This is a genomic window from Geobacter sp. SVR, from assembly GCF_016865365.1.
Lineage (GTDB): Bacteria > Desulfobacterota > Desulfuromonadia > Geobacterales > Pseudopelobacteraceae > Pelotalea.
The window spans coordinates 3,484,802-3,499,472 of sequence record NZ_AP024469.1 but is presented as its reverse complement, the minus strand read 5'-3'; the positions used below and the strand labels follow the sequence as shown (position 1 = coordinate 3,499,472).

The window sequence follows — 14,671 nt, the reverse complement described above, 5'->3', positions numbered from 1 at the left end:
CAAGCAGAGCCTCAGGAACGTGAAACTGGGGGAAAACACCAGGATGGCCGATTTCGTCAACCTGTACGAGTGCGAAGTAGGCGACAATTCCCGCATCGGCGCATTCGTGGAAGTTCAGAAGAACGCCAAAATCGGGAAAAACGTGAAAGTATCGAGCCATACCTTCATCTGCGAAGGGGTGACCATCGAGGACGACGTTTTCGTCGGCCACAACGTCTCGTTCATCAACGACAAGTATCCCCGGGCAACGGCCAATGGCGCCCTGCAGACCGAAGCGGACTGGGAATGCATACCGACCCTGGTGAAGAAGGGGGCCTCCATCGGCACCAGCTCCACCGTCCTGTGCGGCGTGACAATCGGCGCCAACGCCATTGTCGGGGCAGGCAGCGTGGTGACCAGGGATGTTCCGGACAATGCGGTCGTGGCCGGCGTGCCGGCCCGCTTCATACGTTCCGTGGAGCCGCAGCCTGCCGCCACCGGTCCCTTGCCGGTCCCCTTTCTCGATTTGAAGGCCCAGTACCGGTCGATCAAATCGGAGATCCAGCCGGTGGTCACCAAAGTGCTGGAGAGCTGCTCGTTCGTGCTGGGGGAGGAGGTGGCCGCCTTTGAGCGGGAGTTTGCGGCGTATCAGCAGGCGGATCACGGCATCGCCGTCAACACCGGGACCAGCGCCCTGCACCTGGCGCTGCTGTCGGCCGGCATCGGCCCCGGCGACGAGGTCATCACCACCCCCTTCACCTTTGTGGCCACCGTAGCGGCTATCGTCTACACCGGTGCGCGCCCGGTTTTCGTCGACATCGACCCGGTCACGCTGACCATCGATCCCTCCAGGATAGAGGCTGCCATCACCCCGAACACCAAGGCCATCGTGCCGGTTCACATCCACGGCCAGGCCGCGGACATGGATGCCATCATGGAGGTGGCCCGCTTTTACGAGCTGACGGTGATCGAGGACGCCTGCCAGGCCCATGGTGCCGAATACAAGGGGCGCAGGGTCGGGAGTATCGGCAGCCTGGGATGTTTCAGCTTCTATCCCGGCAAGAACCTCGGCGCCTACGGCGAAGGGGGCATGGTGATCACCAATGACCGGAAACATGCCGCCACCATTCGCATGCTGCGGGACTGGGGGGCCGAGAACAAGTACCTCCACACCCTCAGGGGGTACAACTATCGCATGGAGGGGCTGCAGGGAGCCATCCTGCGCGTGAAGCTGCGCCACCTGGAAAACTGGACGAACGCGCGGCGCACCATCGCCAGGCGCTACGACGAGCTTCTGGAGGGTTCCGGTGTGGCCATTCCCCGCCAGATGCCGTTCAACCGTCATGTGTACCATATCTACGCCGTACGCGTCCCCCAGCGGGATGCATTCCAGAAGGCGATGACGGCACAGGGCATCCAGACCGGCATCCATTACCCGATTCCGGTTCATCTTCAGCCTGCTCACGCCGATCTCGGCTACAAGGCCGGAGACTTCCCCCATGCCGAAGCGGCTGCCGCCGAAGTGCTCTCTTTGCCGATGTTCGCCGAACTGACCCCTGCCCAGCAGGATCTCGTGGTCAGCGCAGTGCGTGAGGTGGCGGAAGTGCAGGGGCTGGTGAAGCAGGGACCAGGGACCGGGGACCAGGAACCGGTGAAACAGGTATCAGGGTCCGGGGACCAGGAACCGGTAAAAGATTTCGATTTTACCGTTCCCTGATGTGGCACAACCATGGGCCGGTTACCAGAGAGCAGGGATGAGTAAGAGCTTTTGACTCTAACGGTCCCCGATCCCTGGTCTCCGGGCGCCCGACTTTAAAGGAGGCATTCATGCAACTATCCGGAAACAAATTCCTGATCACCGGCGGCGCCGGGCTGATGGGTTCGCATATCGCCGACCGGCTGCTGGCGGGAGGGGCGTCGAAGATCGTTCTTCTGGACAATTTCGTGCGCGGCAGCATGCACAATATCGAGTTTGCCCTGCAGGACCCGCGGGTCAGGCTCGTGAAAGGGGACATCCGCGACCTGGATCTGCTCAGGGAGCTGGCCACGGACATGGACGGCATTTTTCACATGGCAGCCATCAGGATCACCGCCTGCGCCGATAAGCCGCGGGACGCCATGGAGGTGATGCTGAACGGAACCCACAACGTGCTCCAGGCAGCCGTGGAAAAGAGCGTGGGCAAGGTGATGTACGCCTCGTCGGCATCGGTATACGGCCTGGCCGACACCTTTCCCACCGATGAAAGCCACCATCCCTTCAACAACAGGACCTATTACGGCGCCGCCAAGGTGGCTGGGGAGGGAATGGTCCGCTCCTTTGCCGAAATGTACGGGCTGAACTATGTGGCCCTGCGTTATTTCAACGTCTACGGCCCCCGCATGGACATCGACGGCAAATACACCGAGGTACTGGTCCGCTGGCTCGACCGGTTGGAGGCGGGGGAGCGGCCCGCCATCTTCGGGGATGGCCGCCAGACCATGGACATGGTCTTCATCGACGACGTCACCGACGCCAATATTCGGGCAATGGAGTCCGATGTGACCGATGAGGTCTTCAACGTTGCCAGCGGCACCGAAACAAGCCTGCTTGGCCTTTTGCAGGCCCTCTTGAAAGTGACCGGCTCGGACCTGGAGCCGGAGTTCCTGCCGGAGCGTTCCGTCAATCCGGTCCCGCGGCGTCTGGCCGACACCCGCAAGGCAGAACGCATGCTGGGATTCAAGGCCCAGGTAAATCCGGAAGAGGGACTGCGGCGCCTGATCGAATGGCGCAGGCAGGTACAGGCCCAGAACAGGCTGGCCGCCTGAAGCAAAAACATGTGCCACAGAGGCACGGAGGAAATCGAACGGCAATGGAACGCGGAATCTGCGGAAAAGGCTGATAAATTCAGATCTTAAAAACGAATCCGGGTTGAAAACCAATCTGTCTTTCCCGCTTTTTCCGCCTTTTCCGCGTTCCATTGTCTTTGGTCAAGGGAAAAATCAGACTGGTAGCGTTTTCGGTTCTCTTCAGGGGAACGGATTTTTAGTGGTATCCCTCTGTGTTCTCTGTGACCTCTATGGCTGACAGACTTTTCAGGTTTATTTCAGAAAAGGAGGAAGGCTCCATGCCGATGGATATGCGCGTCGTACTGACCGAATTCGAGGGGATCCTGATCATCGAACCCGAGTATTTCCAGGATCATCGCGGTTTCTTCTTCGAAAGCTACAGCAAAAGGCGCTTTGCCGAACATGGCCTGGAGCATGCCTTTGTCCAGGACAACCACTCCCGCTCGCCGGGGGGCGTCCTGCGGGGCCTCCATTACCAGAACGCGGCAGCCCCCCAGTTCCGGCTGATTCGCTGCACGCTGGGGGAGATCTGGGACGTGGCCGTGGATCTGCGGGTGGGTTCCCCCACCTTCGGGAAATGGTTCGGCGTGGAACTCTCGGCGGAGAACAAGCGCCAGGTACTGCTGCCGCCGGAATTCGCCCACGGGTTCGTGGTGCTGTCCGAGTTCGCCGAGGTCCAGTACAAATGCACCGGCCACCATGAGCCGTCGGCCGAAGCCTCCCTTGCCTGGGACGATCCCGACGTGCGGATTCCGTGGCCGATCAGCAACCCCATCCTGTCGGATCGCGACCGAAATACCGGTACGAGTCTCAAGGAATACCTGAAGAATCCCGCCTTCACATACACTCCCCCAAGCCGGAAACGGACGGAAGCCCGGTTCGGCACCTTTGCGCAGGCATAGGGGGGAGACCTGCGGGAAAACTGCCAGGCCTTTCTGCAATTCGTGGCCTCTTTCAAACGTGAGAGCCGTTGCCGGCGGCAGCGGCTTTAAAGTCCAATCAATCAAAGATCAAAGGAGACGAGCAATGATTCCCATTACCCGTTTAAGCGTCGGCGATGCCGAGGCGACTGCAGCCGCCGAAGCGGTGCGCTCGGGCTGGCTGTCCAGCGGCAAGCGCGTGCAGGAGTTCGAAACCATGGTGGCTGACTATGTCGGCGCCAGGCACGCCGTGGCCACCAACAGCTGCACCACGGCGCTGCAACTGGCGCTGATCGCAGCCGGAGTCAAGCCGGGCGACGAGGTCATCTGTCCTTCGTTCAGTTTCATCGCCACGGCCAATGCAATTCTGTACGCCGGTGCCGTCCCGGTCTTCGTGGACATCGATCCCCGCACCTACAACATCGACCCCGGGCTGATCGAGGCGGCCATCACCCCCCGCACCACCGCCATCATGCCGGTCAGCCAGATCGGACTGGCCGCCGACATACCGGCCATCATGGCCATCGCCCGCCAGCATGGGCTGAAAGTGGTGGAGGATGCGGCACCCTCACTGGGCGCCCGCGTCGGCACGGTCTGCCTCGGCAGTCTCAGCGATTTCACCTGTTTCAGTTTCGACCCGCGCAAGATCCTCACCACCGGAGAGGGGGGGGTGATCACCACCAACGACGACGAGGCAGCAGAGCGCCTGCGCTCCATGCGGGCCCATTCCGCCTCGGTATCCGCCATTGCCCGCCACACTTCCACCAGTGCCATTCTGGAGAGCTATCCCGAGATCGGCTACAACTACAAGCTGACCGATATCCAGGGGGCAATCGGGGTCGTCCAGATGGGCAGAATCGAACAGATCATCGCGGAACGCCGCCGGCTGGCGGACCGCTTTGCCTCGCTCCTGGCGGACGAGCAGCGGATACAGCTCCCCTACGAGCCCCCCGGCTACTTCCACGTGTACCAGTCCTACTGCATACGCCTGCTCGGCGACAGGACCCAGGTGGAGGTGATGGAACGGCTGGCCCGTCAGGATATCGCAGCGCGCCGCATCATTGCCATACATCAGGAGCCGCTGTACCGCGAGCGGACAACGGGACGGCCGCTGCCCGAAACGGAGCGCGCCACCAAAGAGACGCTGCTGCTGCCGATGTTTGTCGGGCTGAGCGATGCGGAGCAGGATGAAGTGGTGCTGGCATTGAAGCGCGCCCTCGATTAACGGCGAGTTTAGAAGGTTGTTAAGCCAGCCACCTTGTGATTCCGGCCTGTGGCCTCACCCTTCGGACGCCTCCGCGGTCCACCGCGGTCCAATTTCGCCAGTGAATTATGCGGTGTAGTAGCCCTCACTCTATCCCTCTCCCAAAGGGAGAGGGCAATGAATACTCTCCCCCTGCGGGGGGAGATAGGGAGAGGGCCAGCCTCCGCCGGGCTTCCTGCGGGTGCGAGGCTCTGCCCGTTTTTGAACACCCCGGGAGTTGCAACAGCTGTTTAGAGCCTGAATCGTCACTTTTTACTGATATCCAGTCCCAAGGAGGGGAACATGACAAAGAAAATCGTGATATTGGGAACCTCGGGCAATTGCATCGACATGCTGGACACCATTGCCTGCATCAATGACGAGGCACAAGAGACACTCCATGAATGTGTCGGCTTTCTTGATGACAATACTGCCACCCACGGTACGACGCGGCACGGCGTCCCGGTGCTGGGGCCCTTGTCCCTGGCCCCGGAACTGCAGGACTGCTGGTTTGTCAACGGCATCGGCAGTACCGCCACCTTCACCAGGAAAGATGCCATCATCGCCAAGGCCGCCATCCCGCTGCAACGCTTCATCACCCTGATCCATCCCTCCGCAAGGATTTCCCGCACCGCGCAGATCGGGCCCGGCACCGTGATCTTCGAGAACGTGGCCGTGACCTCCAATGTCACTATCGGCATGCATGTGATCATCCTGCCCAATTCGGTCATCAGCCACGATGTGGTCATCGGCGACTATACCTGCATCACCGGGGGAGTCTGCATATCGGGCGGAACCCATGTCGGAAAACTTTGCTACCTCGGCACCAACTGCTCGATTATCGGCGGTATCACTATCGGCGATTATTCGATGGTGGGCATGGGCAGCGTAGTTCTCGGTTCCGTAGCCGACAATTCAATCGTGGTGGGAAATCCGGCCCGTTTCCTCAGACATTCCCTGAGCCATATGGCTGAAGAGGTTTCCGGACAGCCAGCGCAGACCCCTTTTGCGGCAGGCTGACCCCTGTCGCACCACATCCCTTCAACTCTCGATCACCTTCACCTGTAAAGCTGCGAATCCCTTTGTCGGTCTTTTTGACATCCGGCTGACAACCGCCGGAAAATTTTACTGGTAAATAAAGCGCTTATAACTTGGTACTCATCTTGCCTATCCCGCTATGTCGGATTTGCGATAGGACAAACCAGTGGAGGTATATCGTGGTCGGACTAAGAACTCTCTTTGTGCGCTTCCTCGTCCTCTTCACGGTGATATCGGGACTCTGCCCGGCCGGCGCCGGTGCCGCAAGTCGCTACACCATCTGGCCTGCCAGTTCGGTACCCGCCCTGGATGCTGTTTCCGACGGGCAGCCGATCGAGGTTGGGGTCAAATTCCGTTCCGATGTGAGCGGCACCATCACCGGCCTGCGTTTTTACAAAGGGGCTGCCAACACCGGCAGTCACGTCGCCAATCTCTGGAGCGGCGACGGCGTCCTGTTGGCCAGCATCCCTTTCACCGCCGAAACCCCTTCCGGCTGGCAGGAAGTCTCCTTTGCAACCCCCGTGGCAATCGCCGCCAACACAACCTATATTGCCTCCTGTTATTCACCCTCCGGAGTGTTTGCGGTAAGTCACGCCGACTTTGTCGCCGGGGTTGACGCACCCCCGCTGCATGCCCTTGCCAACGGCGCCGATGGCGGCAACGGGGTCTACCGCTACGGCGACAGCGGCTTCCCCGGCCAGAGCTACAATGCCAACAACTATTGGGTAGACGTGGTTTTCAGCAGCGATACCGTGGTCACTCCCTCCGCCTCCCCGACCCTGTGGGACGCCACCGCACTGCCCGGCGTCACCGATGCCGGTGAAGACGGACCGGTCGAACTGGGGGTGCGCTTCACGTCGGACAAGGCCGGCTCCATTACCGGTATCCGCTTCTACAAGTCGACCGCCAACACCGGCACCCATATCGGCAACCTGTGGAGCGAGAGCGGAGCGCTGCTGGCCAGCGTCGTCTTCACCAACGAAACCGCTTCAGGCTGGCAACAGGCCAATTTCGCCACTCCGGTCGCCATCAGCGCCAATACGGTCTATGTCGCCTCTTATCACGCCGGCAGCGGACATTACAGCTACGACTACAACTACTTTGCCGGCAAAGGGGTGGATAGCAACCCCCTGCATGCCCCGGCCGACGGCGTTTCCGGCAGCAACGGCATCTATGCCTACGGCGCGGCGAGCCAGTTCCCCACCCAGACCTGGAAGAGCAGCAACTACTGGGTGGACGTGGTCTACAGCAGCGACATCCCGACGACCAGCCCTACTCCCTCCCCGACCTTGTGGGATGCTGCCGCGCTGCCCGGCACCGATGACTCAGGCCCGGACCGGGCGGTTGAGCTGGGGGTGCGCTTCAAATCCGACAGCGCCGGATTTATCACCGGCATTCGCTTCTACAAATCGGCCGCCAACACCGGCACCCATGTCGGCAATCTGTGGAGCGAGAGCGGAACGCTGCTCGCCAGCGCCATTTTCACCAGCGAAACCGCCTCCGGCTGGCAGCAGGTCGCGTTCGCCACCCCGGTTGCCATCAGCGCCAATACAATCTATGTCGCTTCCTATCACACCGGCAGCGGACACTACAGTTACGACTACAACTATTTCGCCGGCAAGGGGGTGGACAGGAACCCCCTGCACGCACTGGCCGACGGCGTCATGGGAGGCAATGGCGTCTTTGCCTACGGCGAGGCGAGCCAGTTCCCCACTCTGAGCTGGATGAGCAGCAATTATTGGGTGGATGTGGTCTACAGTACTCAAAAGCCGGTTGACAAGCCCCCTGTCGCATCGGCGGGCCCGATCCTGCTCGTTTCATCCACGTCCAACCCCTTCAGCAAGTACTACGAAGAGGTCCTGCGTACGGAAGGGCTCAATGCCTTTGACCGCAAGGACATCGGCGACGTTACCTCCAGTTTGCTGTCGAACTATGACATCGTACTGCTCGGCGAGTTTCCGCTGAGCGCCTCCCAGGCCACCATGCTGAGCGACTGGGTCAATGCCGGGGGACGCCTGGTGGCCATGCGGCCCGACAGCAAACTGGCGGGGCTGCTGGGGCTCACCGATCTGGGATCGACACTGGCCGACCGCTACTTGCTGGTCAACACCTCCTCCGGACCCGGAACAGGAATCGTGGGGCAGACCATCCAGTACCACGGCAGCGCCAATCTCTACGGCCTGAACGGTGCGGCCAGCCTGGCAACCCTCTACTCCGACGCCGGCACCGCCACCACGAACCCAGCCGTCACCCTGCGCAACGTGGGCACCAACGGGGGCAAAGCCGCCGCCTTTGCCTACGACCTGGCCCGTTCAGTGGTCTATACCCGCCAGGGTAATCCGGCCTGGTCCGGCCAGGAGCGGGACGGTTACTTCCCGATCCGCACCGACGACCTGTTCTACGGCAATGCCAGCTTCGATCCGCAGCCCGACTGGATTGACCTGAATAAAGTGGCAATTCCCCAGGCTGACGAGCAGCAGCGCCTGCTGGCCAACCTGATCATCCAGATGAACCAGGACAAAAAGCCGCTGCCGCGCTTCTGGTACTTCCCGCGCAACCTGAAGGCAGTGGTGGTGATGACCGGTGACGACCACGGCTGGGGCACGGCCGGCACGGCCGGACGTTTCGATGGGTTCAGCGCCTACAGCCCCCCCGGCTGTTCGGTCGACAACTGGGAGTGCATCCGCGGAACGTCGTACGTCTTTCCGGTCGATGCGGTGCAGCTGAGTAACGCCCAGGCGGTCGCCTATAACGCCGCCGGTTTCGAGGTGGCGCTGCATGTCAATTCCGGCAATTATCTGTCCTGGGATGCCAGTGTCAGCTGCGACAACTTTACCCCGCTCTCCTTCGAAGCCACGGTCGCTTCCCAGTTGAGTGTCTTCCGGCAGAAGTATCCCGACCTGGCGGCCCCGGTGACCAACCGCAACCACTGCGTCACCTGGAGCGATTACTCCACTGTTCCTACGGTGGAACTGAACCACGGCATTCGCCTGGATACCTCCTATTATTACTGGCCCCCCGGCTGGATCGGCGATTCGGGTTTCTTTACCGGTTCCGGCATGCCGATGCGCTTCACCCAGGCCGATGGTACCCTGATGGACGTCTATCAGGCCCCCACCCAGATGACCGACGAATCGGGGCAGGCGTATCCTGCCACGGTCAATGCCCTGCTCGACCGTGCCATCGGCTCCGAGGGCTACTACGGCGCCTTTGTAGCGAATATGCATACCGATGTGCCGGTATGGAGCGAATCGGATGAAATCGTAAAATCTGCCAAATCACGCGGCGTTGCAGTGGTTTCGGCACGTCAGATGCTGAAATGGCTGGATGGCCGCAATGGATCGAGCTTCAGCGGTTTCTCGTGGAACGGCAGCACTCTCGCTTTTTCGGTCAGCGCCGGCCAGGGGACCAACGGTCTGGTGGCCATGGTGCCGCTGGGCAGCGGACAAACCGTGACGGGGGTGACCGGCAACAGCAGCTCGCTCTCTTTTGAGACGGTGACCATCAAGGGAATGCGCTATGCGCGCTTTCCGGTCTCCAGCGGAAATTATCAGGTCGTATTCCAGTAGGACACACACCAGGCAGTCTGGCCACAGAGCCACGAGGTACCGAGAAAAAGTCGCAATGTCAGACAAATCCTTGAATTCGTGAAGCCTTCGAGCGTCCGCTTACAGGAAGCTGTCCCAGCGGCGGCATGATAGCCCGCCTCTTCGGAGCTTTCCGGGCGGTGCCATGAATCCAGGTTGTTAGCATCTGAAGAGTAAAGCCTCCTGTGCAGATCAGGGCTGGTACTTTTTTCGATCTTTATCTCGATGCCCGTGGCTCTGTGGCAGACGTCCCCCGGCTCATTCCCGCCTTTCGACGTCTCCCACGGAGTCGTTTCTCAATGGTCCGGCATGCCATCACCTGCATGCGCCAATGCTTCAGTGACTTCAATGTCCACCCCTTTTGTTCTCTCCAATCGTCCCAGGCCTGGGAGGTGGCAACTCAGGTTTGCCGCTCACAAGTCTGCAAAAAAGAGGGACACACTTACCTTCGAGGATACCCGCATGCAACGACAAACCCGCACTGAACCGCTGTGCCTCATCCTTTCGTTGATCATGGTCCTGTCGCTCTTCTGCTCCGGCATTGCCTTCGGTGCCACGATCTGGCCCGCCACGGCGGTTCCCAAGGTCGTGGCAGACTACGACGGGCAACCGCTGGAGGTCGGAGTGAAGTTCCGTTCCGATGTCAACGGCACCATCACCGGGCTGCGCTTTTACAAAGGCGCCGCGAACACCGGCACCCACGTTGCCAACCTGTGGACGAGCACCGGCACCCGTCTGGCCACGGCCACCTTCAGTGGTGAGAGCGCCTCCGGCTGGCAGCAGGTATCCTTCACCACCCCGGTTGCCATTTCGGCCAACACCACCTATGTGGCATCCTACTATTCTCCCACCGGCTACTTTGCGGTCGATTTCTCCTATTTCCTCTCCGGTGGCATGGACAACGCGCCGCTGCACGCCCTTGCCAACGGCGTGGACGGAGGCAACGGGGTGTACCGGTACGGGGCCAGCGGCTTTCCGAATCAGACCTACAGCGGTAACAATTACTGGGTGGATGTGGTCTTCAACCCGGCGGGATCGGGCGACACGACGCCGCCGGTGGTGACCGCCTTCACGGTTCCGTCCAGCGCCTCCAGCCTGACGGTACCGATCACGAGCTTTACTGCAACCGACAACACCGCTGTGACCGGTTACCTGGTCACGGAGACGTCTGCCGCGCCGTCACCGACGGCATCGGGCTGGTCTGCCACAGCCCCCTCCAGCTACACCGTTACAAGCGCCGGGTCCAAGACCCTTTATGCCTGGGCCAAGGATGCGGCGGGTAACGTTTCCGCTGCCAGGAGCGCGGCCGTCACCATCACGCTGGCCGACACGACGCCACCGGTGGTAACCGCCTTCACGGTTCCGTCCAGCGCCTCCAGTCTGACGGTAAATATCACCAGCTTCACCGCCACAGACAACATCGCCGTGACCGGTTACCTGGTCACGGAAACATCGTCGGCGCCGTCGCCGACCGCTTCAGGCTGGACCGCCGCGGCACCCTCCAGCTACACCTTTGCGAGCGCCGGGTCCAAAACGCTCTACGCCTGGGCCAAGGATGCGGCGGGTAACGTTTCCGCTGCCAGGAGCGCGGCCGTCACCATCACGCTGTCCGACACGACGCCACCGGTGGTAACCGCCTTCACGGTTCCGTCCAGCGCCTCCAGTCTGACGGTAGCGATTACCAGCTTCACTGCCACGGACAACACCGCCGTGACCGGTTACCTGGTCACGGAAACCTCTGCCGCGCCGTCGCCAACAGCATCAGGCTGGTCTGCTACAGCCCCTGCCAGCTATACCTGTGCAAGCGCCGGCTCAAAAACGCTCTACGCCTGGGCCAGAGATGCCGCCGGTAATGTCTCCGCTGCCAGGAGCGCGGCCGTCACCATCACGCTGGCCGACACGACCCTACCGGTGGTAACCGCCTTTACGATTCCGTCCAGCGCCTCAAGCCTGACGGTAGCGATTACCAGCTTCACCGCCACGGACAACATCGCCGTGACCGGTTTCCTGGTCACGGAAACGTCTACCGCGCCATCGCCAACGGCGACCGGCTGGTCTGCCACAGCCCCCGCCAGCTACACCGTTGCGAGTGCCGGGTCCAAAACCCTCTACGCCTGGGCCAAGGATGCCGCCGGCAACGTCTCCGCTGCAAAAAGCGCGACAGTCACCATCACCATTGCTTCAGCTCGCTCCACGATCTGGCCGGCTACAGTGGTCCCTAAGGTCGCGGCCGACTCCGACGGACAACCGCTGGAAATCGGGGTGAAGTTCCGCTCCGATGTCAACGGCATCGTCACCGGCCTGCGCTTCTACAAAGGTGCCGCCAATACCGGCACCCACGTTGCCAACCTATGGACGAGCGCCGGCACCCGGCTTACCACGGCCACCTTTAGCGGCGAGAGCGCTTCCGGCTGGCAGGAGGTAACGTTCACTACTCCGGTGGCCATTTCGGCCAACACCACCTATGTGGCCTCCTACTATTCCCCCACCGGCTACTTTGCGGTCGATCTTTCCTATTTCCTCTCCGGTGGCGTGGACAACGCGCCGCTGCACGCCCTTGCCAACGGCGTGGACGGCGGCAACGGGGTCTACAAGTACGGTACCAGCGGCTTCCCGACCCAGACCTACAGCGGGAACAATTATTGGGTGGATGTGGTCTTCAGCCCGGCGGCATCGGGCGACACGACGCCACCGGTGGTGACCGCCTTCACGGTTCCGTCCAGCGCCTCCAGTCTGACGGTAAATATCACCAGCTTCACCGCCACAGACAACATCGCCGTGACCGGTTACCTGGTCACGGAAACATCGTCGGCGCCGTCGCCGACCGCTTCAGGCTGGACCGCCGCGGCACCCTCCAGCTACACCTTTGCGAGTGCCGGGTCCAAGACGCTCTACGCCTGGGCCAAGGATGCGGCCGGCAACGTCTCCGCTGCCAGGAGCGCGTCCGTCACCATCACACTGGCTGATACGACGGCACCGGTGGTGACCGTCTTCACGGTCCCGTCCAGCGCCTCCAGCCTGACGGTGCCGATCACCAGCTTCACTGCCACGGACAACATTGCGGTGACCGGTTACCTGGTCACGGAAACCTCTGCCGCGCCGTCGCCGACGGCCTCGGGCTGGTCCGCCGCGGCGCCCGCGAGCTATACCTGTGCAAGCGCCGGCTCAAAAACGCTCTACGCCTGGGCCAGAGATGCCGCCGGCAACGTTTCCGCCGCCAAAAGTGCCGCAGTTACGATTACCCTTGCTGCCAACAGTCCGATCCTGCTCGTTTCCTCCGCGTCCAACCCCTTCAGCAGATACTATGAAGAGGTCCTGCGCACGGAAGGGCTCAATGCCTTTGACCGCAGGGACATCGGTGCGGTCTCCTCCGGACTGCTGGCGAACTATGACATCGTGCTGCTCGGCGAGTTTCCGCTGAGCGCCTCCCAGGCCACCATGTTGAGCGACTGGGTCAATGCCGGCGGGCGCCTGGTAGCCATGCGGCCCGACAGCAAACTGGCGGGGCTGCTGGGGCTCACCGATCTCGGATCGACACTGGCCGACCGCTACCTGCTGGTCAACACCTCCTCCGGACCCGGAACGGGAATCGTGGGGCAGACCATCCAGTACCACGGCAACGCCAATCTCTACGGCCTGAACGGCGCTACCAGCCTGGCAACCCTCTACTCCGACGCCGGCACCGCCACCACCAACCCGGCCGTCACCCTGCGCAGCGTGGGCGCGAATGGGGGCAAGGCCGCCGCCTTTGCCTACGACCTGGCACGTTCGGTAGCTTACACCCGCCAGGGTAATCCTGCCTGGTCCGGCCAGGAGCGGGACGGCTCCTTCCCGATCCGCACCAATGACCTGTTCTACGGCAATGCCAGCTTCGATCCGCAGCCCGACTGGATCGATCTGAACAAGGTGGCAATTCCTCAGGCTGACGAGCAGCAGCGCCTGCTGGCCAACCTGATCATCCAGATGAACCAGGACAAAAAGCCGCTGCCGCGCTTCTGGTACTTCCCGCGCAACCTGAAGGCAGTGGTGGTGATGACCGGTGACGACCACGGCTGGGGCACAGCCGGTACGGCCGGGCGTTTCGACCGTTTCAACACGATCAGCCCTTCCGGCTGTTCGGTCGACAACTGGGAATGCATCCGCGGAACATCGTACGTCTTTCCGGTCGATGCCGTCCAACTGAGCGATGCCCAGGCGGTCGCCTATAACGCCGCCGGTTTCGAGGTGGCGCTGCATGTCAATTCCGGCAATTATCTGTCGTGGGATCCCAATGTCAGTTGCGACAACTTTACCCCCTCATCGTTCGAAACTACGGTTGCCACCCAGTTGGTCGCTTTTCAGCAGAAGTTTCCCAGCCTGGTTGCCCCGGTAAGCAACCGCAACCACTGTGTCACCTGGAGCGATTATACCTCTGCCGCTTCGGTGGAGCTGAACCACAGCATCCGCCTGGACACCTCCTATTATTACTGGCCCCCCGATTGGGCAGCGAATCGTCCCGGCCTGTTCACCGGTTCCGGTATGCCGATGCGCTTTGCCCAGGCCGACGGCACCCTGATCGACGTCTATCAGGCAACCACCCAGATGACCGACGAATCGGGGCAGAGCTATCCCGCTACAATCGACGCACTGCTTGACCGCGCCCTGGGCGATGAGGGCTATTACGGCGCCTTTGTGGCCAACATGCACGACGATGACGGATATTCGCAGGGCGCCGATGCGATTGTAAACTCAGCCATGGCACACAGCATTCCGGTGGTTTCCGCACGTCAGATGCTGAGATGGCTGGATGGCCGCAATGGATCGAGCTTCAGCGGTTTTTCGTGGAACGGCAGCACCCTCGCTTTTTCGGTCAGCGCCGGTCAAGGGGCCAATGGCCTGGTGGCCATGGTGCCGCTGAGCAGTGGACAGGCCGTGACGCGGGTAACCGGTAACGGCAGCTCGCTCACCTTTGAGACGGTGACCATCAAGGGAGTGCGTTACGTCCGTTTCCCCGTTTCAGGAGGTACCTACCAGATCTTCTTTTAGGAACACATCGGAAAACGTCGTGTAACGAACTGCGAAGGCGCAGGCCGGCCGGC

7 protein-coding genes and 1 pseudogene are annotated in these 14,671 nt (G+C 61.5%); all 8 read left to right on the top strand.

Features of this window, described 5'->3' with window-relative positions; all coding sequences use genetic code 11:
• Positions 1-43: 43 nt before the first annotated feature.
• Positions 44-391 (top strand): annotated as a pseudogene (locus tag GSVR_RS22430) (acyltransferase); the annotation flags it as partial.
• Positions 392-484: 93 nt separating this feature from the next.
• A complete protein-coding gene (locus tag GSVR_RS16315; protein WP_173198891.1) occupies positions 485-1,696 on the top strand; it encodes a DegT/DnrJ/EryC1/StrS family aminotransferase in 1,212 nt (403 codons plus the stop codon).
• Positions 1,697-1,806: 110 nt separating this feature from the next.
• On the top strand, positions 1,807-2,784 hold the full coding sequence (locus GSVR_RS16310; protein ID WP_173198532.1) for an NAD-dependent epimerase/dehydratase family protein: 978 nt from the start codon (positions 1,807-1,809) through the stop codon (positions 2,782-2,784).
• A gap of 311 nt (positions 2,785-3,095) precedes the next feature.
• Complete coding sequence (gene rfbC / locus GSVR_RS16305; RefSeq protein ID WP_173198889.1) at positions 3,096-3,707, top strand: dTDP-4-dehydrorhamnose 3,5-epimerase; 612 nt, start codon at positions 3,096-3,098, stop codon at positions 3,705-3,707.
• Positions 3,708-3,831: 124 nt separating this feature from the next.
• The gene (locus GSVR_RS16300; protein ID WP_173198530.1) at positions 3,832-4,950 is read left to right on the top strand and encodes a DegT/DnrJ/EryC1/StrS aminotransferase family protein; all 1,119 of its coding nucleotides are present in this window, start codon (positions 3,832-3,834) and stop codon (positions 4,948-4,950) included.
• Between the two features lie 321 nt (positions 4,951-5,271).
• Positions 5,272-5,988: an acetyltransferase gene (locus GSVR_RS16295; RefSeq protein WP_173198528.1), complete on the top strand. Its 717-nt coding sequence runs from the start codon at positions 5,272-5,274 to the stop codon at positions 5,986-5,988.
• Positions 5,989-6,185: 197 nt separating this feature from the next.
• A complete protein-coding gene (locus GSVR_RS16290) occupies positions 6,186-9,575 on the top strand; it encodes a DUF4082 domain-containing protein (RefSeq protein WP_203978698.1) in 3,390 nt (1,129 codons plus the stop codon).
• A gap of 480 nt (positions 9,576-10,055) precedes the next feature.
• The gene (locus tag GSVR_RS16285) at positions 10,056-14,618 is read left to right on the top strand and encodes a DUF4082 domain-containing protein (RefSeq protein ID WP_239077356.1); all 4,563 of its coding nucleotides are present in this window, start codon (positions 10,056-10,058) and stop codon (positions 14,616-14,618) included.
• Positions 14,619-14,671 lie beyond the last annotated feature (53 nt).

Bases quoted from the DNA above. Each gene is read 5' to 3' on its own strand.
- GSVR_RS16300 (WP_173198530.1), top strand. From the start codon at position 3,832: ATGATTCCCATTACCCGTTTAAGCGTCGGCGATGCCGAGGCGACTGCA.
- rfbC (WP_173198889.1), top strand. From the start codon at position 3,096: ATGCGCGTCGTACTGACCGAATTCGAGGGGATCCTGATCATCGAACCC.
- GSVR_RS16295 (WP_173198528.1), top strand. From the start codon at position 5,272: ATGACAAAGAAAATCGTGATATTGGGAACCTCGGGCAATTGCATCGAC.
- GSVR_RS16285 (WP_239077356.1), top strand. From the start codon at position 10,056: ATGCAACGACAAACCCGCACTGAACCGCTGTGCCTCATCCTTTCGTTG.
- GSVR_RS16310 (WP_173198532.1), top strand. From the start codon at position 1,807: ATGCAACTATCCGGAAACAAATTCCTGATCACCGGCGGCGCCGGGCTG.